Source organism: Chitinophaga pollutisoli (assembly GCF_038396755.1).
Lineage (GTDB): Bacteria > Bacteroidota > Bacteroidia > Chitinophagales > Chitinophagaceae > Chitinophaga > Chitinophaga pollutisoli.
In genome coordinates this window covers 3,236,691-3,263,321 of sequence record NZ_CP149822.1, presented here as the reverse complement: position 1 = coordinate 3,263,321, position 26,631 = coordinate 3,236,691, and the positions used below count along the sequence as shown (strand labels likewise).

Genomic DNA, 26,631 nt, shown 5'->3' with positions numbered 1-26,631 from the left:
TTTATTTATTGATCTCTTTAGCCATCGCCTGACCGGCGGTGGTCACGTAATATTTCGCGATCATGTTTTTCACTTCCCAGGCAGGCACCGCGCCGGCTTTCAGGAAGCCGAGATAACGTTGGAGCACTTCAGCGAAATGTGCCTCGTGCCCCGTTTTCAGTTCCTGCGGAATGGAAATGCGGAAACGTTTGCCCTGGGGCTCCACGGAAATCCCGGCATACTTTGCGGACAGGCGCTTCACCGAAGCTTCCAACGCGGAAGTAAATGCCGTATCCGCAGCAACCGGCTCTACAAAAAGTTCAGGCTTCCACGATTCTTCTTTACCCTGGCGGATGACGATGTTGCAACGGCTTCCGCGCGCAATGGCGTAATGCGTGTCTCCCCCGCCGGCCGGCGCTTCGAAATTCCACAAAGCGGACAGCCGCACATGGAATCCTTTCACCTGGTAATCCACCGTTCCATTAGCGGCAATGCCGGCCACAGTGTCTTTTACATACGGCAACAAAAACTCCGGAAACGTTTCAGCGCCGGTGATGGTCGAGAACTGCGACTTCGTGAGCGGCGTTTTCCATTTCACGGCGCTGGTCAATTGAATGTCTTGCTTGTAGTCGAGCTCGGTGGTATCGAACAGCATCCAATGCGTGAGGTCTACCAGGTGCGTGTTCACATCCACGAGCGCATCGCCCTGTTGCGAGGGGTCGAAGAACCAGGTGGGGCGGCGGAGCGGTTTGCCCGACACCATTTTATAGAAATGATGGATGCTTTCGATTTCGATGGCCGGCTGCTGCGGGGTTCCGGGTTGCATCTCCCCGAAAACGGAAGCGTCGCGGAGCAACTCTTTCTGAAGGATGTTGGTAATCTCAGAACGCTCCGTCATAATATCGTACAGGAGCACTTTGGCGGCGTCGGCATCGGCGAAGCTCTTGCGCAGGGAAACAAAATCTTCCTGGGTGATGGCCATCGGCTTGTCGGCCAACACATGCATCCCCGCCTGCACCGCCGCATCGATGTAGCGCGTTTTGTCGTGGTTGTTGCCGGCGAGAACGACTACAGACCCTTTGCGGTCGGATTTCATCTTCTCCAGCCAGTCGCCGCCGGTATATACTTCTTCTTTCCAGCTGGTCGGCTGGTCGGCACGTTCGTTATACTGTTTGATGAGATTGAGGTGTGCATCCAGTTCGGGGCCTTGCGGGGCGTAAACGTGCACCACGCTGTCGATGCCGGGCGTTGCCGTTTTCTGAACGAGCGCGGCGTGAAAATGGCCGGGCGCGAGGGTGATCAGGTGAACCATATCTTGCTCTTCTTTCGGTTGGCCGGGTCCGCAGGCTGCCATCAGCAGCGATGCGCCCAAAAAATAACTGTAACGGTATTGTTGCATGTTGATCATATTAACGTTGATAGTCCACGGGAGTTGAGGGCGTGGTGGCATATGCTTTGGATGGGTTTCTCGCGCCGGTGTGGCCTACGAGCCAGTGAAGCCCCTGGTAAAGGTGATTCACGAAAACGGGATCGGAATAATCGGACTTCCGGTGCCCCAGCGAAGTAAACCAAACAAAACCGCCATCGAAGTGCTGGTACCAGGCGGCGGGATAATAATTACCATACGAACCCTGGTTGCGGAGCAACACCGTGTCGTTAACGTCCGTCAGGCTGGAAACGTCATGGGCCAACAGGGTATGGATGCCGGCGTACATTTCTTTCGAAAAATAACATTCGTCTTCCCGCTCCCATACTTTCGGGACATCTTTCAGCGAAGGGTGCGAAGGGTCGGTTACGACGAGACGGAACTTTTGATATTTGGCATGCCAGGCGAAGGTGCCGCCGATCATCCGTTTAAACCAATCCCATTTCCGTTCCGTACCGATCGCGGAATGCACGCCCATGAACCCGCCGCCCGACTGGATATATCGCATGAGCGCAACTTTCTGCGCGTCGGTGTCGAAAACATCGTTGTTGGTGGAAGTGAAAACAAGCGCATCGTAACGGGCGAGGTTGGATTCGGAAAATACGGCCGCATCGTCTGTCACGTCTACGGCAAAACCATGGTCGGCGCCCATCTTTTTGAATGCGGTTGAGGCTTCGGGGATGTTGTCATGGACAAACCCTTTTCCGTTTTTGGTGAACACCAGGACTTTCTTCTGTTTCCAGTTAACATTGCCTTGCGTACCGCGCTGGGTAGCGCAGGCGTTGAGCAGGAAGAGACAGCTTAACAACAAAATTCCCCGGGCAGGGAAACGCTTATCTATCATAAATGACTGATTGACTGTGGAATTCGAGCAGGGAAATACCCTGTTGCCTAAAAATAGGCATCCCTGCGGGGGATTCCAACCCGCCATCCACAATTAACCCCGGAAAGCCCGTTTACAACGTTTGAAGGAGGGACGAGCGGAAATTATTCCTTATGCCACTTTTTCCGTGAAGCCTTCAGCTCGTTTATCTTTTTTTCCATGACTACGGTGGGTTTGTACGCCTGGTAATAAGTGTAATAGGTGATCACTTCCCGGCAACGGATCACGTCTTTCCGGATGGCTTTCCGGTCGTTTTCCAACAGGTTGGCGGCAGCCAGCAGGGTTGCATAATACTTTTCCTTCATCTCGCGGCTGCAGTGTTTGAGGTATTTGCTGCCTTCCGTGAGGTTGGTGGCGATTTCGGGGTAAGATTTCTTCTTGAAATAACCTTCGGTTTCCTCTTTGTAATAACGGACCAGCGTGGTATGCACCCAATGCGCATACCGGCCGGAGGGATATTTCTCCGCGTAAGCCAGGTAATCTTCGAGGTTGTTGGATTTTTCGGCGGTTCGGTACAGGAATTCCTCTTTCGTTTTGGCGATACGCAGGGCGAGGGTATCGGATTTGATGAATTGATAGCCGGATTCGTAATGATCCAGCGCTTTCCGGTAATTCTTTTCTTCGAGAAATTTGTCGCCGAGAACGATGTGGCGGAGGTATACTTTTTTCTCTTCAAACACTTTGTTGTCGCCGGATTGCCCGAACATATCGGTGTATTCCTTCAGCACCGCGGCATCGCTCGACGCGAGGTAAATGGATTTCAATCTTTTCTCGGAACGGTTGCGGATGGATGTGGACTTCGTGTTGGCGGAAGCATCTTGCAAAGCGGTCACTTTATTCGCCTGTTCCATCCGTTTGTCGTCGATGGTTTTGAAATGGTCTTTGTGGAGCGATTTCATCTTCCCGGTTACTTCCTGCCGGATCGTTTCCAGTTCCTTATGCGCCACGGACCCCGCGTTGGAAGCGGGCGCCATGTTGAAATAGCGGCTGGCGGCGAGGTATGCGTTGCTCCAGTCGCTGGTGGAATAATAGACATGCGTTTTCAGCGATTCTATTTTCGGATTGCTGCGCCCCAACAATTGCTCGCACTGCCGGATGAGCCGGATGGATTCATTGAACCTGCCGTTTTCATAAGCGGTTTTCGCCGCGTCGAAAAGCTCGCGCGCGGATTGCGCGGAAACGGATGTCATGGTGAGAAGAAGGGCGGCGGAGAGATATATTTTCTTCATGATGATAGTCGGTTAACGGATTTTCCACATGGTTTTTGAAGAGAGAACGGTCATTTCCGGCGAAAGAATGATGCGCTGCACCTTGTCCACCGAATAATCCCTTTCCGAACCGTAGAAAGTGCCCTGTCCCGGATCATAGTTCTCAATCACGTTGCGGGCTTCGGCCAGGGTGTTGAAAATGCCTTGCGGCTGACCGCCGCCAAATGTGCGCACTGCGATCTTTTTCTGGAATTCGCCGGGAGACAGCAGTGCGTCTGCCGCGATGGTTCCGTCTTCCAGCTGCTGCACCGATTGGAATTCCGAATGGCCGTTGATGGTTTGCTTCACACCTCTTTTGTTGATGAGGTAGTTCGGGTATTTTTGGGTAGCGCTTTCCCGCGCGATGAGCGCGAAGAACTTGCCGCCGTTATTGAAGCCCTGGATGTTGGCGTATACTTTCCTACTGAAAGTGGCGATGGTGCGGCCGTTGGCTTTGAGGCCGTAGACGTTCCCGTCGCCGAAAGCGGTAACGCCTTTCAGGTCGTCTTCGTAGGCTTCGCTCCATTCGCCCGGGCCGTTGTAGGCGCGGGGGCTTTCGGCGGCCAGGGTGCTATCCGCTTCTTCGAGCGGCGAAGGAGGAACGCCGTTTTCGTATTGCAGGAACAAGTCGTGGATATTATCGATGGCATCGAGCGGCCATTTGAGTTCCAGCCAGATGTTCTGATCGCGGGATGTACCGTTTTTGCGTGCTTGACCTTCCCCAACACGGATCATGGCATGATCGCCGGCGGAGGTGGCCTGTCGGAGCGGGGAGCAGTATTCGGCGGGTTTTTCGACGGGTTTGAAGTCGGCGAAGTTGCTGACGAATGACCACTGGCCCGAGGGAGCCTCCTCCGACCGGGCGATCATTCCCTCCCCTGCGTTGAGCGGGGCGGTGGGGAACGTCATGGGGGATTTTCCGGAAGGATAGATCAGCACATCGTTATCGGAAACTTTAAACCAGGCATAGGCGCCGCCGGCATAGGTGTCGGCCGGGTTGAGCCCCATTCCCACGATGGCCCTGAGGGCGGAAGGGCGGATCGCTTCATACCGTTTGACGAGATCCGGGTATTTGGAGATTTTGGCGTATTCCACGCGGTGCTTCCGGCCGTGAAGGAATTGCTTGTTGATGGTCCAGTAAAGCGTTGGATGGGTAACGAGTTCGCCGAGGATGGTCCAGGCGCGGAACCTCAGCACAACGGTTGATGCGTTGGAGAGGGCGTCTCGGTCGGGGAGGCCGTAATGCCGGTTGTCCGGGTCGCCGAATTTCATCGTGAAAGATTTATCTGCCGGGGCGACAGACGATTTCACATAACAGTAATATACATCCACGAATCCCTTCCGAGAAAGCGGAATGTCTTGCGCGCGGGCGCCGTTCAGCAGGAAAATACAGACAAGAGTTCCCGAAAAAAGTAGCCGGTGGAAAGCGATCATAGGCCGGAGAATGATTTGATGGAAGAATGATCCTCGCCAATGAGGCAGAGGCAAGCAAGGTGTACCGAAGGACAAAGATGCGAAATCCCCGGAGCGAGGGCAATACTTAGAAATGAGTATGCGGAGAATAAAGGACTTAATCTCCACATATTTTGCGGCGATTAAGCCCACCATTTGAAGGAATGTTATGAAAGCAAATTTGCTTATCTTTTGTAAAATGGAAAAAATGATTCAGTTGCATGGTGAGCGTTATCCCTTTGGTCATCATGTGAATGCTGTCTGCGAGGGGTTGAGTAATTTCCAAAATGCAGATGACGATCTGACTCCGATATGCCTGAAAGGGAAGGACTGGGAGCTTATCAAACTCGACATTGCTATTGCTGTTGAATCGTTCGTTAAAACGCAATAAACAAAAAAAGAGACCATCTTCCGATGATCTCTTTTTTTCGTGGTGTGGGCCGGGATCGAACCGGCGACACATGGATTTTCAGTCCATTGCTCTACCAACTGAGCTACCGCACCAAGGCACCCCGTCGTTAAAGGGGAATGCAAAAGTAGGACAATTATTGAAATCTCCAAAACATTATTCGAAAATTTCTGCTTTTGTGATAATTCCGTTCCAGAGATTATTTCTCCACTCCAGCGCTTTCGTAGCATAGGCGGCACTTTCAGCCCATTTGTCCGCATCATTCCCACACAATTCTTCCACCATTTTTTCCGCGAGTTTGCTATGATGATCGCCGTCTACTTCGATATGGCGTTCGAGGTAATAGATGAAAATGTCAAATTTACCGGGGAACTGCTCGTTGAGATCTTTAACAAGCGCGTAGAACATATCGGGAATAAGATCTTCCCTTCCGAAAGTAAAAACCGCCGCCATGATATGCGGCTTGCCCGTTGCGATCACTTCGAATGTAAACTCAAGAAACCCTTTCACCGACGGCGGAAATCCCTCCAGTAAAGCGTCCAACGGCTGCCCGCCGCGGATCCCTGCCAGCAAGTTGTTGATCCTGCGCGTATCCGCTCCGGCCTGCTCCATCGCCAGTATATACAGCTCGAAGTGGCTGCAGTGCATCGTGCCCGTAGCATCCACATCACTCTCTTCCCCCGTTACGATCTCGTTGATGAGGAATCTTGTTTCCGCCGTGCCCACCGGCACCCAGGGCGTCGTCACGCAGGTTAGCGCGCGCTGCAGGCCTTTTAACAAACTCATGAAATCCCATACGGCAAACACATGGTGCTCCATGAACCGGCGGACGTCTTCGACCGACTGCAAATGCCCGTACAATGGGTGATGCACGATTTGCCCGCGGACGCCGGCTATCTCTCTTTTAACATCATTAATTGCCATAAACCACCAAAAACTTGATACGCATTAATTTCAACTGTTCAATCGAGTAATTGCCCTCTTCCAGCTCTTCTTTCGCCAACGCCAGGCTCGATGTTTCGCAGCCTTTGAAATATTCCAGTATCTCGTCCTGCGCGTAATCGTCCAGCTCCTCGTCGATGCAGTAGTCCAGGTTCAGCTTGGTGCCGCTGGCTACGATGGTTTCCATCTCGTCGAGCAGTTGGGAATACGACAGTTCCTTATTGCGGGCAATGGTTTCGAGCGGCATTTTCTTGTCGATGTTCTGAATGATGAACACCTTCAGGCCACTTTTGTTGACAACGGATTTCAGCACGAAGTCGTCGGGCTTCACGATGTCGTTTTCCTCCACGAATTTGGAGATCACGTCGATGAACTGCTTCCCGTATCGGATAGCCTTGCCCTTGCTCACACCCTGGATCTTTTCCAGCTCCTGGGTGGTGGTGGGGAATTGCGTGGCCATATCTTCCAGCGAAGTTTCGAGGAAGATGACGAACGGCGGCAGGTTCTTTTCTTTCGCGACTTTTTTGCGAAGGTCTTTCAGCATTTCGAAAAGCACAGGATCCGCGGTAGGCTGTGCTTCCTGGGCTGCCATTTCCTCTTCTTCCGCCACTTCCTCTTCAAACTGGTGGTTGAGCGCCACATGAATGAGGTAAGGCTTCTTCATGAACTTCCGGCCTTTTTCGGTAATCTTCAGCAGGCCGTATTCTTCGATGTCTTTTTCGATGAGCCCTTCGAGCATCATCTGGCGCAGGAGCGAATTCCAGAAGTGGGCGTCGAACTCCTTCCCTTCCCCGAACACATCCAGCTTATCGTGTCGGAACGTGGTGATCTGGGGATTGGATTTACCGGTGATGATATTCACGACATAATCCGAGCCGAAGCGCTCCTCGAGGGCCGAAATGGCTTTGAGGGCGATCACAACGCGGTTTTTGACTTCGATTTTCTCTTTTGGATTACGGCAGTTATCACATTTGCCGCAATCTTCGGTTTCATATTTTTCGCCGAAGTAATGCAGGATCACTTTGCGGCGACACACGGCGCTTTCGGCGTAGGCTACGGTTTCGTTGATGAGCTGGGCGCCCATTTCCCGTTCCGACAGCGGCTTGTCGCGCATGAGGTGTTCGAGTTTCTGCACATCCTGGTAAGAATAGAAGCAGATACAGTTACCTTCCAGCCCGTCGCGACCGGCGCGACCGGTTTCCTGGTAATAGTTTTCCAGCGATTTGGGAATGTTGTAGTGGATAACGAAGCGCACATCGGGCTTGTCGATCCCCATTCCGAAAGCGATGGTGGCCACGATCACTTCCACTTCCTCGTGGAGGAACATATCCTGGCGCTGGGCGCGGGTGGTGGCGTCGAGGCCGGCATGGTAGGCTACGGCCTTGATGCCGTTGGCCACGAGCATATCGGCCAGCTCTTCCGTGGTTTTACGGTTGAGGGTGTAGATGATGCCGGATTTGCCTTTATGGAGGTGAATGAACTTGACGATTTCCTTGATGGTCTGCTCCTTTTTACGCTTGGGGCGGATCTCATAATAGAGATTCGGGCGGTTAAAGGAGGACATGAAGACTTCGGGGGCGCGCAGCTCCAGGTTCTTCACGATATCGCTCTGTACTTTGGGTGTAGCCGTAGCGGTGAGGGCGATGATGGGCAGATTGGGGCTGATCATATCGATCATTTCTTTCAGCCGGCGGTATTCCGGACGGAAGTCGTGCCCCCATTCGGAGATACAGTGCGCCTCGTCCACGGCGATGAAGGAAATCTCCAGCTCCCGGAAGAAGTCGATATTTTCCTGTTTCGTCAGCGTTTCGGGCGCAACGTAGAGCATTTTTGTTTTGCCGGTCTGCAGGTCTGTACGAACTTTCTTGATTTGCGCTTTCGTCAGGGTCGAGTTCAGGAAGTGGGCCACATTGTCTTTGCTGCTGTAGGAACGGACCAGGTCCACCTGGTTTTTCATCAGCGCGATCAGCGGGCTTACAATGAGCGCTACTCCGGGGCTCATCAGGGCCGGCAGTTGGTAGCAAAGCGATTTGCCGCCGCCGGTTGGCATGATCACAAATGTATCTTTTCCGGAAAGTATGCTTTTAATAATCTTTTCCTGATTCCCTTTGAAAGAATCAAACCCAAAATGTTCGTGTAATGCATCCAACAAACTTACCTTTGCAACAGCCATCACATTTGTTTTAGATCCGTGTAAAATGCAGCGGTATAAACGCCGCCGATAGATGAAATATTATTGATATATAATTTTGGGGGACACGAAATTACTTAAAAAACCCCGTGTTGTCAATGATAATTTACAGGATCGGGAACCTTGGCTAAAAATTGATAAATTTGTGTTTGTCGCATGAAACAGAAGACTTCGGTAAATATCCGGGAAACGGGAATCAGGACGATCAGGCTGGAATCTTCGGCGATCGGGAGCCTGGAACAGTACATCAATGCCGATTTTGAGCGTGTGGTGGAGCTGATGGCGGCCTGTACGGGGCGTGTGGTGATTACGGGTATCGGCAAGAGCGCCATAATCGCCCAGAAGATCGTGGCTACGTTCAATTCCACAGGTACGCCGGCGTTGTTCATGCATGCGGCCGACGCGATCCACGGCGATCTGGGGATGATTACTCCTGACGACGTGGTGGTTTGTATTTCTAAAAGCGGCGAGTCCCCGGAGATTAAGGTGCTGGTACCGCTTGTCCGCAACCTTGGCAACAAGCTGGTGGCGATTGTGGGGAAATCTGACTCTTACCTGGCACAATCGGCACATTTTGTGCTGAATACATATGTACCGCAGGAAGCTTGCCCCAATAACCTGGCCCCTACTTCCAGCACCACGGCTCAGATGGTCATGGGCGATGCCCTCGCCGTTTGTCTTATTGAGATGAAAGGCTTTACCGCCGAAGATTTCGCACGGTTCCACCCGGGCGGCACCCTCGGTAAGAAGCTCTATCTCAAGGTAGGCGACCTCAGCCGCCTGCACCAGGTGCCGAAAGTAAGCCTTGGAAGCAGCCTCCGCGAAGTGATCGTGGAAATCTCGTCCAAAATGCTCGGCGTGACCGGCGTGGTGGACGATCAGGGCCGGCTCCGCGGCATCATTACAGACGGCGACCTGCGCCGGATGCTGGAAAAGAATATGAATGCCGCCGGCGTTTCCGCGGCTGACATCATGAGCAGTAACCCGAAAACAATCGGGGCCGACGAGCTCGCCGTTAACGCGCTCGACATGATGAGGAATAATGACATCACCCAATTACTGGTCATGAAAGGTGATCAGTATCATGGAATTATACATTTACACGACTTAATCCGAGAAGGAATTATCTGAGCGATGACACCGTTGAATAATCACTTTTACGTGGCCATTATGGCCGGCGGAATCGGCAGCCGCTTCTGGCCCTATAGCCGTACAGACTATCCAAAACAATTCCTGGATATCCTGAATACTGGCAAAACCCTCCTGCAATGGACCTACGAAAGGTTCACGCAGTTCATTCCCGAAGAGAATATTTACGTGGTGACGCATCATCATTATGCCGACACCGTGGCCAAGCAACTGCCCAACCTGCCCACAGATAACATCGTGAGCGAGCCGTCGCGGAAAAACACCGCACCTTGTGTGGCGTATATTTCCCACAAAATCCACAAGAAAGATCCCAAGGCCAGCATGATCTGCGCCCCTGCGGACCATCTTATCATGGACGCCACGTCTTTCACCACCACTTGCCTGAACGCCCTGCTGTTCGCGCAGAAACATTCGGCCCTCCTCACACTTGGTATCAAACCTACCCGGCCGGATACCGGTTACGGTTATATCCAGTACGAAACCGAACAGGTAGCGGATAACGTGTACAAGGTGAAAACCTTCACCGAAAAGCCAAACCTGGAATTGGCCAAAACCTTCCTGAAAAGCGGCGACTTCCTTTGGAACGCCGGTATTTTCGTGTGGAACGCCAAATCCATCGTCCAGGCGCTGGCCACTTACCTGCCGGAAATGGATGAGTTGTTCGTGCAATCCAACGCAGCACTCAATACCCCGGCCGAAAAAGAAACCATCGAACGCATCTACTCGCAGTGCACCAATATTTCCATCGACTACGGTATTATGGAAAAGGCCGACAACGTGTACGTGATCCCTTCCAACTTCGGCTGGAGCGACCTCGGCACCTGGGCTTCGGCTTACGAGAACCTGGAAAAGGATTACCTCGGCAACGCCGTTCAGGGGAAAAACGTGATGGTGATCGACGCCACGAAGTGCATGGTGAAAGCGCCGAACGACAAACTTGTGCTGCTGCAGGGACTGGATGACATGATTGTGATCGACACGACCGACGTGCTGCTCATCTGCAAAAAACAAAACGAACAACAGATCAAGGAATACGTAGCCGAAGTGAAGCGCCACAAAGGCGATAAATTCATGTAGGAAAAATCCCTTCACTTTATTGCATAAAAAAAGCCGGAAGCGACTGCTCTTCCAGCTTTTGACTTTTCAGGGGTCAGGCGGTTTCCCCGGCTACTTCCAGCGGTCGTCCGATCCGCAGGGTATGCTCATGGAAAGTTACGACACCTGTTTCGACATCATACATGGCTCCGATGATGCCTACTTCCCCGTTATCGATCATCTCTGCGAGAATGATGCTTTGTTCAAGAATAGCCTGCACCGAGCGGTCGGTGTGGATATTGGTAACTGCTTCCACGAAATCGTGGTTTTTGGAATTCCTGTTTTCGGTGATGGTTTTTTCCTGGAAAACGGCGGGGCGGATTTTGCCGAGCAGGCCGGTGAGGTTGCCCATTTCCACGTGATCGCATGCGCCTTTGATGGCCCCGCAATGGGTGTGCCCCAGTACCACGATGAATTTGGAGCCGGCTACCTTGCAGGCGTATTCGAGGCTGCCCAGCACGTTGTCGCTGATCACGGCGCCGGCGAGGCGGATGCTGAAGATATCACCCAGGCCCTGGTCGAAGATCAGTTCGGCGGAAGTCCGGGAGTCCATGCAGCTTACGATGGCGGCAACGGGCCACTGGCCTTCTTTTGTGTCGTTCACCATGCCCAGCAGGTTGCGGTTGATACGCAGGTTGTTCACGAACCTTGCGTTCCCTTCTTTAAGTATTTCCAGTGCCATTTCAGGCGTAGTGTTGCTTTGGGAGAGTTTGTTGTGTGTTCTCATTTTCCAATGTTTTTAATTGACTGATAATTCTTTTAACAATTCCTTGTGGGTGCCTTGTGAGTTTGGCACCACAACTGGTGATTCTTTCTCTCCGTTCAGGAAGAGATGGTCGGTGTTGTTGATTTTATACGCGTCCTTAAAACCACGCAACACGACTTTAATTTGTTTCTGCGGCGCCTTGATCTGCGTGAACTCGCGGATAATGTCGAGCACGTCCTGATCGATGTACACGGTTTGTGCCGCGTCAATGATCACGGTGCTGTTTTCCGGCATTTTATCGAGCGTGAGCAGGATATTGGCTTTGTTGAGGAAAGACACTTCCTGGGAAAGATCAAGGACGAACATGTCGCCGGTGCGGTAACGCTCCTTGCGGAACATATACGGTGTTTTCATGTTGCCCCAGAGCAGGAACAGCACGCTTACACCCAGACCGATGGCCACGCCCATGAGCAGGTCGGTAAGCACGATCACCACCACGGTCACCACGAAAGGGATCCACTGGTATTTTCCTTTCGCGAACATTTGTTTGAATATGGTAGGCTTGCATAGCTTGTAGCCAGTCACCAGCAGTACAGCCGCTAGGGTTGAGAGCGGGATGAGGTTCAGCATAGTGGGGATAAGCGCTGCGCACACCAACAGCAGGATACCGTGGGAGATGGTCGACATTTTGGTCCGGCCGCCAGCGTTGATGTTGGCGGAGGAACGAACGATCACCGATGTTACGGGCAGGCCGCCGATGAGGCCGCTTAGCATATTGCCGATACCTTGCGCGCGGAGTTCGCGGTTGGGATCGGAGTAGCGTTTCAGCGGGTCGAGCTTGTCGGTTGCCTCGAGGTTCAGCAAAGTCTCGATCGATGCTACCACGGCGATGGTGATCGCAACGGTGATAACGTCGGTGGAGAAAACTTTGCTGAAATCGGGCAGTGTGAACTGGCCGGCGAAGTCGCTGATGGAATCTGCGACGGGGAGCGTTACCAGGTGGCTTTGCTCGAGGGCCAGGGTGGAGCCGGTTGAGATAAAAAGGGCATTGAGACCGATACCGGCGAGAACGGCAACAAGCGGTGCCGGGATGGCTTTCAGTTTCGGAACCTTCTGCCAATACAGCAGGATCAGGATGGAGATCGCGGTGATGATCACGGCGCCCAGCTGTATATGATTAATGGTGCTCAGGATGGAGGTGAAAGTGTTCTCCCCATCGTGTTGGATGAATGCAAGTTCCCCTTCTGCATGCTGGTCGTATCCGAAGGCATGGGGGATCTGTTTTAAGACAATGATGATACCGATGGCAGTGAGCATCCCGGTAATAACATTGGATGGAAAATAATTGGCGATAACCCCTGCGCGGATGAACCCGAGCAGCAGCTGGAAGGCGCCAGCCAGTACAACTGCCATGAGAAACGCTTCAAATGCGCCGAGCTTGCCGATCGCGGTGAGGACGATGGCGGTGAGGCCTGCGGCGGGGCCGCTCACGCTTAGGTTGGAACCGCTGAAGAACCCTACCACGATACCGCCAACGATGCCGGCGATCAGGCCGGAGAATAAAGGCGCGCCTGAAGCCAGGGCAATGCCGAGGCAGAGGGGTACCGCAATGAGAAATACCACCAGACCCGCAGAGAGGTCGCCTTTGATATTGGACGTAGCACTAATTTGCTTGCTCATTTAGCTTGTTTTTATTCGGAAACCCGGCATCGCGCGTACTGGCTGGCCTGCAGTCGTTAAAGGCCATGCCGGAACGTTTGTCGCCAGCACATCGGGCCCGTCGCGATCATCGCCGTGCATTAGCCGCCCGCGGAGCAGCTCATGAACGGGAACATCGAAACAGCCTCAGGACCGGCTTTGCAATGCGTCTTCCGTAGAGAGTAATAGATTAAAAATGAAAAGTCAATGCGCCAGGCCCCGGAGCGGGGTGGCGCGAACGGCTATTAAGCAAGCACGTTCGGAGGAGGGGTTTGGATTTCCTGCACAGGACCGGCAGGAATATCTTCCATTAAACGATAAGTAAGTGTTTTCAGAAACAGGGCCGGGTTCATCTCGGTCTCTTCCTCACCATATTTATGGCAGTTGAGATCGCTCGGCGAAAGCTTGATGCCTTTCGCGCTGCAGTTCCCTTCCACATGCTCTTCTACAATCTGATTATTAAACAGCAATTTCCCTACTTCCTTGATAGGAAGCACCTGAATGCACATCAGGCCGAAAAGGAAAATACTGATTAGCTTTTTCATCAATTGTAAATTACACACTTTCTTGTTGAGCAAAAGTAACCCCCCAAATCCATAAATCATATTTTTCCCGGTCAAAAAAATGTTAAATAACCCTTAAGCCGTTATAAATCCGGTGATTACAATTAAATAACTACCAGAAAGCCCATCATTCCCATTTACCGCTCATCACAATTCAATCGTCGCAATCCTACTCCCTTCTTTCTCCCCAAACTCAATACCAACGGCATTATCGGCATTTTGCCGGTAACATTCTAAACAAGTTATTTTGCATTAAAGGGTATTGTGTATTGCATAGTAGTAAATTGTTTGTATCTTTGAATTGTCAAGCTGAAAGAATCAGCCCAAAATAAAAAAAGCTCACTTGCCATGAATATAGATAACACACAATCACAGATGAGAAAAGGGGTGCTCGAGTTCTGCATCCTTTCCATCATCAAGCAAGGCGAGGCTTACCCTTCAGACATTATTGAAAAAATGAAAGAAGCGAAGCTGGATATCCTGGAAGGGACTTTATATCCGCTTCTGACACGCCTCAAGAACGCGGAGTTCCTCACCTACCGCTGGGTAGAAAGCAGTTCGGGCCCCCCGCGCAAATACTTCTCCATGACGGATAAAGGTGAATCCTTTTACAAAGTCCTGGAGGCCACCTGGAACGAACTCGCCAACGCTGTTCACCAACTCACCCAGCAATCGGAATCTCATCAATAAATACCCATCCAAAACCTAAAAACCAAGATTCAGAGATGAAAAAGATTATCAACATAAACCTCTCCAGCCGCCTGATTCCCATCGAGGATTCGGCATACGAGCTGCTCAGGCAGTATCTGGACAGCCTCAAGCGATATTTCTCGCAGGAAGAGGGCGCCGACGAGATCGTGAGCGATATTGAAAGCCGCATCGCGGAAATCTTCCAGGATAAGATTAAAAAGGGCGCACACTGTATCACCGATGTAGACGTCAACGAGATCAAAGCCGCCATGGGCACGCCCGAACAATTCGGCGACGAACAACCCGCCGGCAACAACGCCAATAATTCCCAATCCCAGCAACAACAACAGCAATACGCTTTCGATCCTTCGTATGTTCGTCCGCGTAAACGCTTTTACCGCGACGGGGATAATAAGGTAATCGGCGGCGTGTGCTCCGGCCTGGCTGCTTACTTCCGCATCGATCCCGTGATCCTGCGCATCCTTTTCGTGATCACAGCCCTCTTCTGGGGCGGCGGTATCCTCGTGTACCTCATCCTCTGGTTTGCCACGCCTGAAGCAGATTCCGCGGCGGAAAAACTGGAAATGCGGGGGGAACGCGTAGACGTAAATAATATCAAAGCAACCGTTCAGGAAGAAATGAACCAGATCCGCGCCCGCATGGAAGGTATGGGGGAGGATGTGCGAAATTTTTCCGCGGGCCGCGGGAAACAGTTCGGTAGAGATGCCGGATCTGCAATAGAGTCTTTCTTCCGGGGACTGGGCAACGCCATCGTGTGGATTGCCAAAGGGTTCTTCCTCTTCTTCGGATTTGTTCTGCTCTTCGTGATGGTAGTGGGTCTGATCGCCGCTGCCTCCTTTTCCGCGGTCCTGGTGCCGATCAAAGACCTCATCTTCGCAGAAGGTACCCAGTCGATGCTCTTCTGGCCTGCCCTTGCCCTGCTGATAGGCGTTCCCATCCTTTCGCTCATACTCTTTCTGGTGCGCAAAATCACCGGCAACCGGATGCCGAATAAATACGCCGGCATGACGCTCGGGTTCTTCTGGATCCTCGGTATCGTGCTCGCCATCGCCCTGGCCGTATCCGTTTCCCGCGACTTCTCAACTGAAAACGGCGTACGGGAACAGCTCACCATCCAGCAGCCCTCCACCGGCCGGCTCATCATTTCAACGGCCGACGAAATGCTGGATATCGATGACCACCCGATGTTCGACGACCATGTACGGATCTCGGAAGATACCATCGTGATAGGGCACATCGTCATCAATATGGAAAAGAGCCTGGACGATAAGTTCAGCATCATGATGGGCAAGAAGTCGAGGGGCCGCTCCAGCGCTGAAGCCCGCGACCTGGCCCGCCAGATCCAGTTCCAGATCAGCCAGCGTGATTCGGTGATTTTCCTGCCCAGCGGTTTCTCCATCCCGCGCGATTCCAAATACCGGCTGCAGCGTGTGTATCTCACGATTTATGTACCGGCCGGCAAAGAGGTGATCGTGGACCGGGAAGCACGCAACCATTTCCACTTCGACGGCTACCGCCGGGGCCGCTGGTGGGATGAAGGGCATAACTGGGATGAACATGATCGCATGGAATTGAAAATGAACGATAACGGTGATTGGGAAAGACGAGATCTGCCGCCCGCACCGGGTTCAGAACGCCACCAGCGCGACTCGCTCGATCGCAACTACCGCTACCGGGGCCCCGACAGGGAAAACCCCGCTCCCGCCAAAACGGACACCGTTCCTGCGGCAGCGGAACCCAAAGCCACGGCAAGCCGACCGTTCGTCGGTTTCCTGTTCAACACACCGGTAGCCTATTCTTAATATATAGCAATTCGTCACAATAAGTTTAGTTTCTAAAACCTGAGGAGCCGCGGTATTCACCGCGGCTTTTTCATTTCCGCGGGGTTTTGCGGGAGATTCCCCGTAAATCGGGCCGCCGCTCCTCCTTTTTTCCCGATCCGATCATTTCCCTCCCTGATTAATTGCTAATTTTGCATATTCAAAAAACCACCGGAGGAACAGATAAGGATGAAGGCACCAATCAATATTGCGCTGGTCGGCAATCCGAACAGCGGCAAAAGCTCGCTCTTTAATGCGCTGACAGGATTAAATCAGAAAGTAGGCAACTTCCCCGGCGTTACGGTAGACAAGAAAACCGGCAGCGCCCGCATCTCGCCGACGCTTGAGGCGAATATCATCGACCTGCCCGGCACATATTCCCTGTACCCGAAAAGCGCGGACGAATTTGTGACGTATGATGTGCTCCTCCATCCCGAAGGGACCGACCGGCCGGATATGATTATCATCATCGCGGACGCTTCCAATCTCAAACGCAACCTGCTCTTCTGCTCGCAGATCATTGATCTGAAAATGCCGGTAATTATCGGTCTTACCATGATGGACCTGGCCAAGAAAAAAGGCATCGAAGTCGATTTGGCAGGGCTGGAACGCGAGCTGGGCGTGCCCGTGGTGGCTATCAATCCGCGTAAGAACAAAGGGCTTCAACCGTTAAAAAAGAATATAGAACTGATCGCGCAGGAGAAATTCCAGTCGCCCGCGCGTGAGTTCATCGACAGCCGTCAGCTCGCGCCCGCGGTGATTGACGGCGTGAAGGCGATCTTCCCCGTGTCGAGCGATTATGCCGCGCTACACGTCGCAGCCAACCACGAGGAGCTGCCTTTCATCCCTGCAAACAAGCAGCACGACATCCGTGAATTACTGAAAGCGCAAAATTTCAATAAGACCAAAGTGCAGGCCGACGAGATCATGCAGCGTTACGCCCGCATCAAGCATATCATGAATGGAACGGTGGTGGAAACCGATCCCCTGCAGCAGCAGCTACAGACGGAACGGATCGACAATATCCTCCTGCACCGCGTCTGGGGATATGTCATCTTGCTGGGCGTTCTTTTCCTCATGTTCCAAAGCATTTTCTGGCTCGCCTCCTACCCGATGGACCTGATCGACGGCGTATTCGGGTCGTTAGGCGGCTGGGTATCGGAAGTGCTGCCCGACAACAGCTGGACCGACCTACTGGTGAACGGTATTATCGCCGGTATCGGGGGGATCGTCATCTTCATTCCCCAGATCGCCATTCTCTTCGGGTTGATCACTATCCTGGAAGATACGGGATATATGGCGCGCATTTCCTTCCTCACCGACCGTCTCATGCGGCAGGTGGGCCTGAACGGGAAATCAGTGATGCCTTTGATTTCCGGTGTAGCCTGCGCTGTGCCCGCCATCATGGCGGCGAGGAACATCGAAAACCGGAAAGAGCGCCTTATTACCATTATGATCACGCCGCTGATGAGCTGCTCCGCCAGGCTGCCCGTTTATACCATCATGATCGCCCTGGTGGTGCCGGACACTCCGGTCTTCGGCGTATTCAATTTGCAGGGGCTCGCCATGATGGTGTTGTACCTGCTTGGTTTTGTGATGGCATTTATCGTGGCCGCGGTGATGAAACTGTTCATCAAGATCAGGGAAAAAAGCTACTTCATCATGGAATTGCCCGTTTACCGCGCACCCCGCTGGAAAAACGTTGGTACCACGATGGTAGAAAAATCGAAGATATTTATCACGGACGCCGGTAAGGTGATCATGGTGATTTCGATCATACTGTGGTTCCTCGCTTCCTACGGCCCGTCTAACCGAATGGAAGCCGTCCACCAGCAGTACGAAACGCAAATGGCGGCTGTTACGGACGAAGAAACGCTTACGCAGCTCGACCGTGAAATGCAATCCGCCAAACTGGCCAACAGTTACGCCGGTATTGTAGGCCACGCTATCGAGCCGGTGGTAAAACCCCTGGGTTACGACTGGAAAATCGGTATCGCGTTGATTACTTCCTTCGCCGCCCGCGAGGTGTTTGTGGGTACGATGGCCACGCTGTACAGTGTGGACGCGGAAGAAAGTGACGCTACGCTGCGGGAGAAAATGGCCGCTGCCAAATGGTCCGACGGGCGGCCGGTGTATACCCTGGCCACGGGGCTGTCGCTCATGATCTTCTACGCTTTTGCCATGCAGTGCATGAGTACGCTCGCCATCGTGAAGCGCGAAACAAAAAGCTGGAAATATCCCATCATCCAGTTCGTGTACATGACCCTCCTCGCTTACGTGTGCAGCTGGGCGGTGTACAATATCTTCCAATAACACGTCATTTATTTACATACAGCCGGCTCCTGACAGGGGCCGGTTTTTTTATGCCGCTGCCGGATTTAGCAGCCGGTATTCGCTACATTTGGGAAAATGCGATCCAGATGAAGAAAATCCTGACCCTGATCTGTTGCGCCTTTGTGGCAAGCGCCACCAGCGCGCAAGTGGATTCCGCGTGGTTGCTGAAAGACGTGGAAACCCTCAGCGCCGACAAGTTCATGGGCCGGCTCACGGGCTCCAAAGGCAACCGGCTGGCGCAATTCTACCTGCTCGACCGCTTCAAACAAGCCGGCATCCAACCCATGTCGGGCACCTTCGAACAATCGTTCTATTTCACCCATGGCACGGAGCGTATCATGGGCACCAATCTGTACGGCTACATCCCCGGCACATCCGACAGCGTGATCGTCATTTCCGCGCATTACGACCACGTGGGCACGCGACATGCGCAGGGCGTTGCGGACAGCATTTACAACGGGGCCGATGATAACGCTTCCGGCGTGGCCGCCATCCTCGGGATCGCCGCATGGTTCGCTAAACACCCGCCGAAATACACGCTCATTTTCGCCGCGTTCGACGCGGAAGAGATGGGGCTCCAGGGCGCGAGGGCATTCGTGGCCCGCCCGCCCGTGCCGATCGGGAAAATCGTTGCCAATATCAACCTTGACATGGTGAGCCGCAATGATAAAAACGAACTTTACGCCTGCGGTACTTTCCATTATCCCCAACTCAAACCTTATATCACCGCTGCCGCCGCCACTTCGAGCATTAAACTACTCACCGGGCACGATAATCCCGGAAGCGGCAGCCAGGACTGGACGTCGCAAAGCGACCAGGGCGCGTTCCATGCCCGAAAGATTCCTTTTATTTATTTTGGAGTAGAGGATCATCCAGATTACCACCGGCCCAGCGACGAGTTTTCACGCATCCAGCCTTCCTTCTTTTACCAGGCGGCGAACACCGTGCTGGAAGTGGTCCGGCAGATGGATAAATAAATTGAAAAAGGCGCCCGGTGAGGCGCCTTTTTTATGGGAAAAAGTATTGAATTACCGGGGGAACTGATCCGTCATCCGGCCGCTGTATGCTTTGAAGCTCCGGCTGGTGCCGATTTTATTCATCATGGTGCGGCTGCCTGCGGGCGCGGCTTTCCGGGCTGCGGGCGCGTGGCCAAGGATGCGGGTCAGCGCTTTGGCGAGCATGGGCTCTTCGATGCTGCCGAGTACGCCGAGATGAAGGGTTTCCTGGTATTTTTCGTTAGGCGCGAAGCCGCCGGAATAATCGCTCTGGTTGAGTTTATTGAACGTCTGCGACACGATCGGCTGCATGCCCCATTTGTTGCGCGCGTCGTTTTCCTCGTAGATCGAGAAAGAACCGAGGTTTTTACCTTCGGTGGTATCGCCGATGAGGTAAACGTTCATATATGGGCGCAGCCCGTTGATGACCAACTCACTCGCGGAAGCCGTTCCGGAAGAGGTCAGGATGATCAGATCGGTGAGCTGGTTGCCGATGTTGTTCGCTTCGGCCGTGAATTTGCTGATCGGGTAATCTGCGCCGTATTCCGCTTTGAGCGCGGCTTCGAACGCGGTGTTGAATTTGCGGTGGAAGAATTCGTCGCCGGCCGCGGCGCCTTTTACGAGGTTACTGCCGATGTTGATGGTAGAACGGCCATCTCCGCCGGGGTTGTAGCGCAGGTCAAGAATGAAATGCTGCACACCGGCGGCTTTCATGCGGCCAAATACTGCGTCTACCTGGTTGTCGTAGGCGAAACTGTCGTCGCCTTTATCCGGCGCGAAAAAGTTATAAACGAAATACCCGATCTTCTTGCCATCGATCGTATACACGGAATCGAGGTACACCGGGTTTTCCGCGAATTCTACTACGGTCAAAGGCACAATGCGCGCGTCGGACATACTGTCGCGGCCATCCGAACCTTTCAGCATCTTGCGGATCCCCAGGCTGTGATTGGCGCCGAGGGCATCCACGAAAGCGTTTACTTCAGCCTGCCGGCCGGTATACGGGAATGTTTTGCCGCTTATCTGGAAAAAGACGTCGCCGCGCACGATGCCCGCGGCTTCTGCCGGACTGCCCTTCTTTACATAACTGATAATGCCTGCGATCAGAGTGCCGCCGTTGCCGGTGATGGGAAACAGGTCGAAATCAATGCCGGACTCTTTCGTCACACCGGAAAGGCTGGCCAGCAGTTCTTCGAAATTATCCTGGATCCAGGAGTAACGGTCTTCCGGTTGCTTCAGCAGCGAACTGAAAAACGCGGGAGGCATTTGGGCGTAGTTGGGGCTGGCGGGCATTTGGTCGTTCCAGTAGTAGACCTCCTTCATGTTTTGGTAAATCCAGTCGTTGACGTGTTTGTACTGGTTGACGTCAGGGTTATCGTCTTTTTTGTTACTTTTTTTACATGCGATCTGGGTGAAGAGGGCGATTCCCGCTGCGAGGCAGGCGCCGAACGTCTGGAGCTTGTTCATAAGGAGGTTTAAGCGTTGGAAATTAAACGTATATCCTGGGTGGGATATTTTATAAAGATAGGAAATCGGCCGGAAGCCGGGCGGCGGAATCAGGGAAGTTCCGGCGGCGTCACGCCTTCTTCCCGGAGGGCGGAGCGGATGCGGCGTATCCAATGTTCCTCGACGACGCCGTTGGCGCCGTGGAGGGCTTCATCGTCGAAGGCTTCCTGGAGGCGGTTCATTTCCCGGAAAGATTCGAGGTATTCGTATTGGATGCGGCTGTCATGATCGTCGATCGTCATGGGCATAGACAGCACTTTTTTCCGGAATCGTTCGGCGACGAGGCGGGTGATGTCGAAGTGAAGTTGTTCGTGGGTGAGGATGTGGCGGGAAGGGGGCATGATGCGGGTCCAGGAGGAGGAGCGCACCCAGAAGACCTGGAGGGTGAGGCGGATTTCGAGCGTGTCGCGGTAGCGGCGGGTGGTGCCGTCGAACCCGAAGCTGGTGAAGCTGACGGCGTCGGAGCGTTTCCCCGTGCCGGGGAGCCCTCTGAAATCGGTTGCGGAGGCATGGCCCTGGTGGTAGAACAGCGTGTCGGAAGTGATGTCGTACGGGCGCAGGTCTTCCGTGAATACGACCTTCAGCACTTCTGTCCGCTCCACCGGCGGCGAAGGCGGCACACCAAAGGGAGCCAGGGACAGGAACATGGTGAAGAAGGAGCGCATATCCTTAAAGTTCGCAAATCAATTTGACTTCAAAAAATCCGGAAAGCCGCCACGGGAAAGGAAATTGGTCGGGTCTGGGGAAATCCGTAATTTACGGTAGACCAAAACAATCACCTATGTACGGTGGAGGATACATTTTCGACGAACCCAATAAACGGCAGTTGAAAGAAGAGCAATTGCACGACGACCCCGTTAAGCTGGCCGAATTCGAAGCCCGCATCGCAAGAGGGGAAAAAATCGAACCGGGCGACTGGATGCCATCGGAATACCGGCGCCAGCTGATCCGGCTCATCGAACAGCACGCCCATTCCGAGATCATCGGGGCATTGCCCGAAGGCACCTGGATCACCCGGGCGCCGGGCTTCAAACGCAAACTGGCGCTCATCGCCAAGGTGCAGGATGAGATCGGGCACGGACAGCTGCTCTACAACGCCGCCGAAACCCTCGGCAAAAGCCGCGAAGCCATGATCAACGATCTCCTCAGCGGCAAATCCAAGTATTCCAATGTGTTCAACTACCCGGCGGAAACCTGGGCGGATGTGACCGTGATCGGTTTTCTCATTGATGCGGCCGCCATTGTGAATCAGGTCGCCAATGCGAAAGGCTCGTACGGGCCTTATTGCCGCGCGCTCGAACGCATCTGCTACGAAGAAAGCTTCCACCTCAAACAGGGGCACGACGCTTTCATTGAACTGGCGACGGGCACCCCCGCGCAGAAACAGATGCTGCAGGATGCGCTCAACCGTTGGTGGCAACCCATTATGCACTTCTTCGGCCCGCCGGATAAAACCTCCGTCCATAGCGAAAAGCTGATGCAATGGAAGGTGAAGATGGCGAGCAACGACGATATGCGCAATCAATTCCTCGACCAGTACGTTCCCAAAATCCGCGAACTGGGCATGACGCTTCCCGACCCCGAGCTGCAGAAAGACGAAACCGGGAAATGGCGCTTCTCCGATCCGGACTGGGACCTGTTTAAAAAAGTCATCAATGGCGGCGGCCCCTGCAACGCAGAGCGTCTGCAGGTGCGCCAATGGGCCGAAGAACACGGAAGATGGGTGCGCAAAGCGCTCATGAACCCCGGCGCCGTAAAAACCGCCCCGGTCGCTTAACACACAATTGATCAAAAATGGACCAACCGCAATACTCCCTTGACCCCCGCGTAAACCGCCTCCAGCTTCGCGAATCCGGCGAGCCGGTAGAAGTGCAGGAAGGCGAAAACTGGAATTCGTTCGAAGTATTCCACCAGGAAAAGCGCGGCGCGCACCACGAGCATGTGGGCTGCGTACATGCCCCCAACGCGCAGCTGGCGCTCGTTTTCGCCAAAGAACAGTTCGCCCGCCGCAAAAAATGCGTCAACCTCTGGGTGGTACGCAGCGCCGATATACTGGCGTTCAATGCGGAAGACGAAGACATGTTCGCCAACAACGCCGAGAAAACATACCGCGACGCCAGCGGCTTCAAGGTGATGGAAAAAATCAACCAGTTCAAAAAATCCACGCATGACAAAAAATGACGCCCTCGCCCGGATGCTCACCGCCATGGCCGACGACGCCCTGATCCAGGGGCACCGGAATTCTGAATGGACCGGCCTCGGCCCCATCATGGAAGAAGACATCGCTTTTTCTTCCATGGCGCAGGATAAAATCGGCCACGCCTGGGCGCTGTACAGAATATTACAGGAAGAGCTGAACGGCGAAGACCCCGATTCTTTCGCCTTCCTCCGGAACGAAAAAGATTACCGCTGCTGCCATTTCGTGGAATATCCCAACGGGGAATACGACTTCAGCCTCATGCGGCATTTCCTGTTCGACCATGCCGAGGCGATCCGTTACCAGCAGCTGCGCGAAAGCACTTTTGCGCCGTTGCGGCCACTGGCCGAAAAGCTGAAAGGCGAGATCAAATACCACACGCTCCACGCCAACGCCTGGATCACGCAGCTTTGCCGCGCGGGCGACGAAAGCTACGCCCGGATGCAATCCGCCCTCAACATCTGCTTCCCGCTCGCGCTCGGCATTTTTGAGCCGGATCAGGAAGCGGGGACGATATTGGAAGCCGAAGGGATTTACCCCGGGGAAACGAAGCTGAAAGAGATGTGGCTCGACAGGGTGTATAACCTCTGTGCCGCCGCGGGGCTCAACCTGCCGGCGGAATCGTCCGTAACGCCGGAGTACGGCGGCCGGAAAGGATATCATACCGAATATCTTCAACCCCTGCTGGAGGAAATGGGCGCGGTGTTCCGCTCCGATCCGCAGGCCACCTGGTAACGCATCATGCCAATCACTGAAAAAGATATTTACAAAGCCCTGGAGCAGGTGATGGACCCGGAAATCCCGGTGCTTTCCGTCATCGACCTGGGTATGATCACGGGCGTGCGTGTGGAGGAGGAAGGGGTTCATGTGAAGATGATCCCTACCTTCTCCGCCTGCCCCGCCGTCGACTACATCAAACAAAACATCCGCAGTACGCTGGAAAAGGAACTGGATGCGAAAGTGATGGTGGAAATCGACAAGGAAGCGACGTGGAACAGCAACCGCATGTCAGCCGAAGCGCACGAGAAGCTGAAGCAGTTCGGCATCGCGCCGCCGCAGGTGCAGCAGGGTGAGGAGCGTGCGGAAATAGAGCTGCATACGGCATGCCCGCATTGCAACAGCGAAAATACTTACCTCCGCTCCCCTTTCGGCTCCACGTTATGCAGGGCCATTCATTATTGCCGCAACTGCGGATATGTTTTCGAGCATTTCAAACCGCTCGGGTAAAGTGGGATTTTCTTGTATATTGCCGTTATGAAAATCGGTTTATATTTCGGATCCTTCAATCCCGTGCACACCGGCCACATGATCATCGCCAATTACATGGCGTACAACACGGACCTGGATAAGGTCTGGCTCATCGTGTCGCCGCACAACCCGTTGAAGGAATCCGCATCGCTGCTGAACGAGCATCACCGCCTGCACCTCACGGAGGTGGCGGTGGACGGCGAGCCGAAGCTCCGTGTCAGCAATATCGAGTTCTCCCTTCCCCGTCCTTCCTTCACCATCGATACGCTCACCTATCTCACAGAAAAATTCCCCACCCAGCAATTCGCCGTGATCATGGGGAGCGATAGTTTCCAGAACATCCCGCGGTGGAAGAATTACCGGCAGCTGCTCGATAACTACGAAATCTATATTTACAACCGCTCGCAGCATCCCGTTACCGACACCTTCGGCGCCAATTGCAGGATCGTGGACGCGCCGCTGCTCGAATTATCCAGCAGCCGCATCCGCCAGCTCATAAAAGAAGGAAAAAGCGCCCGGTACATGGTGCCGGACGCCGTATGGAAGTATATCCAGGAAAATAACTACTACAAATAGCTTACTGGTCTTTCTTCATGACCTTTTCTTTTGAATGGGCCGTTTTCACGACTTTCACTTCGCGCTTCTTGACGAGGTATTCGTTGGAGTAGATACGGATGAGGACGATGAAAAGCGAGATGAGCAGGGGACCGAAGATCAGTCCCACAAACCCGAACAGGCTCACGCCGATAATGACGCCGAAGATGGTGATCAGCGGGTGCACGTCGCCGATTTTCTTGGCCAGCATCATCCGGAAGAGGTTGTCGCAGGTGCCCACCACCCCGAACCCATACACCAGTACGGCAATGCCCTGCCAGGTGTTTCCGATGGCGAGGAGATAAATCCCCATGGGCACGTACACCGCGGCGGCGCCGATCACGGGCAGCATGGCGGTGAAACTTGTCACCACGAACCAGAAAACAGGCTCCGGAACGCCGAAGATCAGGTACCCGATGAGGGAAACAACGCCCTGGATGAGAGCGATCAGCGGAATACCAATGGCGTTGCTCACCACCATATTTTTCATTTCGCTGGCGAGCAGTTCCACGTTTTCATCTTTCAGGGGAATATATTCCCATAATGCTTCTTCCATTTCGCGGGCGTTGACCAGCATGAAATAGAGAATAAAATAAAGCATGGCCACGGCCGTGAGGGTGTTGAACGTGGCACCGAGGAATCCGGGCAGCACATTGGTGATATATTCCTGCAATTTGGCCAGGCGCCCGTCGGCCATAATGTTGATGCCGGTAGCGCTGACGAGCTTTTCGTTCATGCCTTTCAGCCCTTCGATCAGTTCGGACGAGTGGTTGATAGCCCATCCCACTTTGGCGGTGAGCATATTCACGAGGAGGCCGATGGGAAGCAGGAACACGAGGAAAGACAGGATCATGATCACAGCCGCGGCCCGGGGCCTTTTCCATTTGCGGACTTCCACGAGGCGGAACATCCACCGGCGGGAGAGGACGTAAAGGGTTACGGCGCCGAGGAATCCGGGGAAAAATGCATATAATTCCTTGAACAGGATGATGCCCAGGAAGGTGATGATCAACAGGAACGCTATCTGTTTCAGCCGGTCGTTATCGATGTAACTCATATGATTCAGGGGTGTTATTCAAACCTACGGCATTTTGTCAGTTCCGCAAAGAACTGCCGCCGGAAGGATGAAAAGCAATAATAATGCTGATTTAACCAAATCGCAGTTGGATGTGAACAATTATGGAACAAATTTTGTAACCTTAAAGCGAAATGGAGCATTGGCACCCCAGCTCCAGGAAACCCGATTACTTCACTAAAAAACTCTCATACCATGAGCAGAAATTCAAAAGCAGTCGTTTCTTTCATCGTGGGCGCCGCCGTGGGCGTGGCCGTTGGTTATTTTCTGAATTCCGACAAGAAGGAAGAATGGGTAGGTAAACTGAAATACCAGACCGATAAGCTGAAGGATAAATTCCGCAACAAAAAGCAGCAACTGGAAGATGCTATTGAAAACGAATTAACCTAAGCCCCGCGCTAAAAAAACATT

At 53.4% G+C, this 26,631-nt stretch carries 25 protein-coding genes and 1 tRNA gene; 13 read left to right on the top strand and 13 right to left on the bottom strand.

The window, feature by feature from the left end:
• Position 1: 1 nt before the first annotated feature.
• The 4 genes from WJU16_RS13605 to WJU16_RS13590 all read right to left on the bottom strand — a co-directional run bounded on the left by WJU16_RS13605 (position 2) and on the right by WJU16_RS13590 (position 4,969).
• Entirely contained in the window at positions 2 to 1,378 is a 1,377-nt protein-coding gene (locus WJU16_RS13605) for a putative oxidoreductase C-terminal domain-containing protein (RefSeq protein ID WP_341834045.1), read from the bottom strand.
• Between the two features lie 10 nt (positions 1,379 to 1,388).
• The gene (locus WJU16_RS13600; RefSeq protein WP_341834044.1) at positions 1,389 to 2,249 is read right to left on the bottom strand and encodes a ThuA domain-containing protein; all 861 of its coding nucleotides are present in this window, start codon (positions 2,247 to 2,249) and stop codon (positions 1,389 to 1,391) included.
• A gap of 143 nt (positions 2,250 to 2,392) precedes the next feature.
• Positions 2,393 to 3,517 (bottom strand): hypothetical protein, encoded by a 1,125-nt coding sequence (locus WJU16_RS13595; RefSeq protein ID WP_341834043.1) that lies wholly within the window; start codon positions 3,515 to 3,517, stop codon positions 2,393 to 2,395.
• A gap of 12 nt (positions 3,518 to 3,529) precedes the next feature.
• On the bottom strand, positions 3,530 to 4,969 hold the full coding sequence (locus WJU16_RS13590; protein ID WP_341834042.1) for a hypothetical protein: 1,440 nt from the start codon (positions 4,967 to 4,969) through the stop codon (positions 3,530 to 3,532).
• Positions 4,970 to 5,186: 217 nt separating this feature from the next.
• On the opposite strand from WJU16_RS13590, the gene WJU16_RS13585 reads away from it, so the two are divergent.
• Positions 5,187 to 5,378, top strand: a complete 192-nt coding sequence (locus tag WJU16_RS13585; protein ID WP_341834041.1) for a hypothetical protein — start codon at positions 5,187 to 5,189, stop codon at positions 5,376 to 5,378.
• 40 nt (positions 5,379 to 5,418) lie between these two features.
• Here WJU16_RS13585 and WJU16_RS13580 read toward each other — a convergent pair.
• From WJU16_RS13580 to recQ, 3 genes are all read right to left on the bottom strand, one after another.
• Positions 5,419 to 5,491 (bottom strand) — tRNA-Phe (locus WJU16_RS13580).
• 61 nt (positions 5,492 to 5,552) lie between these two features.
• Entirely contained in the window at positions 5,553 to 6,320 is a 768-nt protein-coding gene (locus tag WJU16_RS13575) for a DUF3050 domain-containing protein (protein WP_341834040.1), read from the bottom strand.
• On the bottom strand, positions 6,310 to 8,511 hold the full coding sequence (recQ, locus tag WJU16_RS13570) for a DNA helicase RecQ (protein ID WP_341834039.1): 2,202 nt from the start codon (positions 8,509 to 8,511) through the stop codon (positions 6,310 to 6,312). The genes WJU16_RS13575 and recQ overlap by 11 nt, the downstream gene beginning before the upstream one ends.
• A 174-nt stretch (positions 8,512 to 8,685) precedes the next feature.
• On the opposite strand from recQ, the gene WJU16_RS13565 reads away from it, so the two are divergent.
• Both WJU16_RS13565 and WJU16_RS13560 read left to right on the top strand, forming a co-directional pair.
• A complete protein-coding gene (locus WJU16_RS13565; protein ID WP_341834038.1) occupies positions 8,686 to 9,660 on the top strand; it encodes a KpsF/GutQ family sugar-phosphate isomerase in 975 nt (324 codons plus the stop codon).
• 39 nt (positions 9,661 to 9,699) lie between these two features.
• Positions 9,700 to 10,755, top strand: coding sequence for a mannose-1-phosphate guanylyltransferase (locus tag WJU16_RS13560; protein ID WP_341838667.1), 1,056 nt, complete (start codon positions 9,700 to 9,702; stop codon positions 10,753 to 10,755).
• A gap of 73 nt (positions 10,756 to 10,828) precedes the next feature.
• Here the strand turns inward: WJU16_RS13560 and WJU16_RS13555 are convergent, their stop codons facing one another.
• The 3 genes from WJU16_RS13555 to WJU16_RS13545 form a co-directional block, all read right to left on the bottom strand.
• Positions 10,829 to 11,500 (bottom strand): carbonic anhydrase family protein, encoded by a 672-nt coding sequence (locus tag WJU16_RS13555; RefSeq protein WP_341834037.1) that lies wholly within the window; start codon positions 11,498 to 11,500, stop codon positions 10,829 to 10,831.
• A 12-nt stretch (positions 11,501 to 11,512) separates the two neighbouring features.
• On the bottom strand, positions 11,513 to 13,159 hold the full coding sequence (locus WJU16_RS13550; RefSeq protein ID WP_341834036.1) for a SulP family inorganic anion transporter: 1,647 nt from the start codon (positions 13,157 to 13,159) through the stop codon (positions 11,513 to 11,515).
• 263 nt (positions 13,160 to 13,422) lie between these two features.
• Positions 13,423 to 13,722 carry a hypothetical protein gene (locus tag WJU16_RS13545; protein WP_298707644.1) on the bottom strand — a complete coding sequence of 100 codons (300 nt, stop codon included), beginning with the start codon at positions 13,720 to 13,722 and terminating at the stop codon, positions 13,423 to 13,425.
• Between the two features lie 366 nt (positions 13,723 to 14,088).
• On the opposite strand from WJU16_RS13545, the gene WJU16_RS13540 reads away from it, so the two are divergent.
• The 4 genes from WJU16_RS13540 to WJU16_RS13525 all read left to right on the top strand — a co-directional run bounded on the left by WJU16_RS13540 (position 14,089) and on the right by WJU16_RS13525 (position 19,582).
• Positions 14,089 to 14,430, top strand: coding sequence for a PadR family transcriptional regulator (locus WJU16_RS13540; RefSeq protein WP_341834035.1), 342 nt, complete (start codon positions 14,089 to 14,091; stop codon positions 14,428 to 14,430).
• Between the two features lie 35 nt (positions 14,431 to 14,465).
• Complete coding sequence (locus WJU16_RS13535; RefSeq protein WP_341834034.1) at positions 14,466 to 16,253, top strand: PspC domain-containing protein; 1,788 nt, start codon at positions 14,466 to 14,468, stop codon at positions 16,251 to 16,253.
• A gap of 207 nt (positions 16,254 to 16,460) precedes the next feature.
• A complete protein-coding gene (feoB, locus tag WJU16_RS13530; RefSeq protein WP_341834033.1) occupies positions 16,461 to 18,584 on the top strand; it encodes a ferrous iron transport protein B in 2,124 nt (707 codons plus the stop codon).
• Between the two features lie 107 nt (positions 18,585 to 18,691).
• On the top strand, positions 18,692 to 19,582 hold the full coding sequence (locus tag WJU16_RS13525) for a M20/M25/M40 family metallo-hydrolase (RefSeq protein WP_341834032.1): 891 nt from the start codon (positions 18,692 to 18,694) through the stop codon (positions 19,580 to 19,582).
• A 51-nt stretch (positions 19,583 to 19,633) separates the two neighbouring features.
• Here the strand turns inward: WJU16_RS13525 and WJU16_RS13520 are convergent, their stop codons facing one another.
• Both WJU16_RS13520 and WJU16_RS13515 read right to left on the bottom strand, forming a co-directional pair.
• Positions 19,634 to 21,067: a S41 family peptidase gene (locus WJU16_RS13520; protein ID WP_341834031.1), complete on the bottom strand. Its 1,434-nt coding sequence runs from the start codon at positions 21,065 to 21,067 to the stop codon at positions 19,634 to 19,636.
• 89 nt (positions 21,068 to 21,156) lie between these two features.
• On the bottom strand, positions 21,157 to 21,771 hold the full coding sequence (locus tag WJU16_RS13515) for a hypothetical protein (protein ID WP_341834030.1): 615 nt from the start codon (positions 21,769 to 21,771) through the stop codon (positions 21,157 to 21,159).
• 116 nt (positions 21,772 to 21,887) lie between these two features.
• Here WJU16_RS13515 and paaA point away from each other — a divergent pair, with 116 nt between their 5' ends.
• Genes paaA through nadD form a run of 5 tightly spaced genes read left to right on the top strand, consistent with a single transcriptional unit; the run spans position 21,888 to position 25,127 of the window.
• Positions 21,888 to 22,883 carry a 1,2-phenylacetyl-CoA epoxidase subunit PaaA gene (gene paaA, locus WJU16_RS13510; protein WP_341834029.1) on the top strand — a complete coding sequence of 332 codons (996 nt, stop codon included), beginning with the start codon at positions 21,888 to 21,890 and terminating at the stop codon, positions 22,881 to 22,883.
• A gap of 17 nt (positions 22,884 to 22,900) precedes the next feature.
• The gene (locus WJU16_RS13505) at positions 22,901 to 23,287 is read left to right on the top strand and encodes a hypothetical protein (protein WP_341834028.1); all 387 of its coding nucleotides are present in this window, start codon (positions 22,901 to 22,903) and stop codon (positions 23,285 to 23,287) included.
• On the top strand, positions 23,274 to 24,038 hold the full coding sequence (gene paaC, locus WJU16_RS13500; protein ID WP_341834027.1) for a 1,2-phenylacetyl-CoA epoxidase subunit PaaC: 765 nt from the start codon (positions 23,274 to 23,276) through the stop codon (positions 24,036 to 24,038). Before WJU16_RS13505 ends, paaC begins: the two co-directional genes overlap by 14 nt.
• Positions 24,039 to 24,044: 6 nt before the next feature.
• On the top strand, positions 24,045 to 24,530 hold the full coding sequence (paaD, locus tag WJU16_RS13495; protein WP_341834026.1) for a 1,2-phenylacetyl-CoA epoxidase subunit PaaD: 486 nt from the start codon (positions 24,045 to 24,047) through the stop codon (positions 24,528 to 24,530).
• A 27-nt stretch (positions 24,531 to 24,557) separates the two neighbouring features.
• Positions 24,558 to 25,127: a nicotinate (nicotinamide) nucleotide adenylyltransferase gene (gene nadD, locus WJU16_RS13490; RefSeq protein WP_341834025.1), complete on the top strand. Its 570-nt coding sequence runs from the start codon at positions 24,558 to 24,560 to the stop codon at positions 25,125 to 25,127.
• Position 25,128: 1 nt separating this feature from the next.
• Here nadD and WJU16_RS13485 read toward each other — a convergent pair whose 3' ends face one another.
• Positions 25,129 to 26,202: an AI-2E family transporter gene (locus WJU16_RS13485; RefSeq protein WP_341834024.1), complete on the bottom strand. Its 1,074-nt coding sequence runs from the start codon at positions 26,200 to 26,202 to the stop codon at positions 25,129 to 25,131.
• A 213-nt stretch (positions 26,203 to 26,415) separates the two neighbouring features.
• On the opposite strand from WJU16_RS13485, the gene WJU16_RS13480 reads away from it, so the two are divergent.
• The gene (locus tag WJU16_RS13480; protein ID WP_341834023.1) at positions 26,416 to 26,610 is read left to right on the top strand and encodes a hypothetical protein; all 195 of its coding nucleotides are present in this window, start codon (positions 26,416 to 26,418) and stop codon (positions 26,608 to 26,610) included.
• Positions 26,611 to 26,631: the final 21 nt, after the last annotated feature.

Coding starts and splice junctions, on each gene's coding strand:
- nadD (WP_341834025.1), top strand. CDS start 24,558: ATGAAAATCGGTTTATATTTCGGATCCTTCAATCCCGTGCACACCGGC.
- feoB (WP_341834033.1), top strand. CDS start 16,461: ATGAAGGCACCAATCAATATTGCGCTGGTCGGCAATCCGAACAGCGGC.
- WJU16_RS13600 (WP_341834044.1), bottom strand. CDS start 2,249: ATGATAGATAAGCGTTTCCCTGCCCGGGGAATTTTGTTGTTAAGCTGT.
- paaA (WP_341834029.1), top strand. CDS start 21,888: ATGTACGGTGGAGGATACATTTTCGACGAACCCAATAAACGGCAGTTG.
- WJU16_RS13595 (WP_341834043.1), bottom strand. CDS start 3,517: ATGAAGAAAATATATCTCTCCGCCGCCCTTCTTCTCACCATGACATCC.
- WJU16_RS13565 (WP_341834038.1), top strand. CDS start 8,686: ATGAAACAGAAGACTTCGGTAAATATCCGGGAAACGGGAATCAGGACG.
- WJU16_RS13535 (WP_341834034.1), top strand. CDS start 14,466: ATGAAAAAGATTATCAACATAAACCTCTCCAGCCGCCTGATTCCCATC.
- WJU16_RS13545 (WP_298707644.1), bottom strand. CDS start 13,722: ATGAAAAAGCTAATCAGTATTTTCCTTTTCGGCCTGATGTGCATTCAG.
- paaD (WP_341834026.1), top strand. CDS start 24,045: ATGCCAATCACTGAAAAAGATATTTACAAAGCCCTGGAGCAGGTGATG.
- WJU16_RS13590 (WP_341834042.1), bottom strand. CDS start 4,969: ATGATCGCTTTCCACCGGCTACTTTTTTCGGGAACTCTTGTCTGTATT.
- WJU16_RS13540 (WP_341834035.1), top strand. CDS start 14,089: ATGAATATAGATAACACACAATCACAGATGAGAAAAGGGGTGCTCGAG.
- recQ (WP_341834039.1), bottom strand. CDS start 8,511: ATGGCTGTTGCAAAGGTAAGTTTGTTGGATGCATTACACGAACATTTT.
- WJU16_RS13520 (WP_341834031.1), bottom strand. CDS start 21,067: ATGAACAAGCTCCAGACGTTCGGCGCCTGCCTCGCAGCGGGAATCGCC.
- paaC (WP_341834027.1), top strand. CDS start 23,274: ATGACAAAAAATGACGCCCTCGCCCGGATGCTCACCGCCATGGCCGAC.
- WJU16_RS13480 (WP_341834023.1), top strand. CDS start 26,416: ATGAGCAGAAATTCAAAAGCAGTCGTTTCTTTCATCGTGGGCGCCGCC.
- WJU16_RS13560 (WP_341838667.1), top strand. CDS start 9,700: ATGGCCGGCGGAATCGGCAGCCGCTTCTGGCCCTATAGCCGTACAGAC.
- WJU16_RS13575 (WP_341834040.1), bottom strand. CDS start 6,320: ATGGCAATTAATGATGTTAAAAGAGAGATAGCCGGCGTCCGCGGGCAA.
- WJU16_RS13505 (WP_341834028.1), top strand. CDS start 22,901: ATGGACCAACCGCAATACTCCCTTGACCCCCGCGTAAACCGCCTCCAG.
- WJU16_RS13515 (WP_341834030.1), bottom strand. CDS start 21,771: ATGCGCTCCTTCTTCACCATGTTCCTGTCCCTGGCTCCCTTTGGTGTG.
- WJU16_RS13525 (WP_341834032.1), top strand. CDS start 18,692: ATGAAGAAAATCCTGACCCTGATCTGTTGCGCCTTTGTGGCAAGCGCC.
- WJU16_RS13605 (WP_341834045.1), bottom strand. CDS start 1,378: ATGCAACAATACCGTTACAGTTATTTTTTGGGCGCATCGCTGCTGATG.
- WJU16_RS13585 (WP_341834041.1), top strand. CDS start 5,187: ATGGAAAAAATGATTCAGTTGCATGGTGAGCGTTATCCCTTTGGTCAT.
- WJU16_RS13550 (WP_341834036.1), bottom strand. CDS start 13,159: ATGAGCAAGCAAATTAGTGCTACGTCCAATATCAAAGGCGACCTCTCT.
- WJU16_RS13555 (WP_341834037.1), bottom strand. CDS start 11,500: ATGAGAACACACAACAAACTCTCCCAAAGCAACACTACGCCTGAAATG.
- WJU16_RS13485 (WP_341834024.1), bottom strand. CDS start 26,202: ATGAGTTACATCGATAACGACCGGCTGAAACAGATAGCGTTCCTGTTG.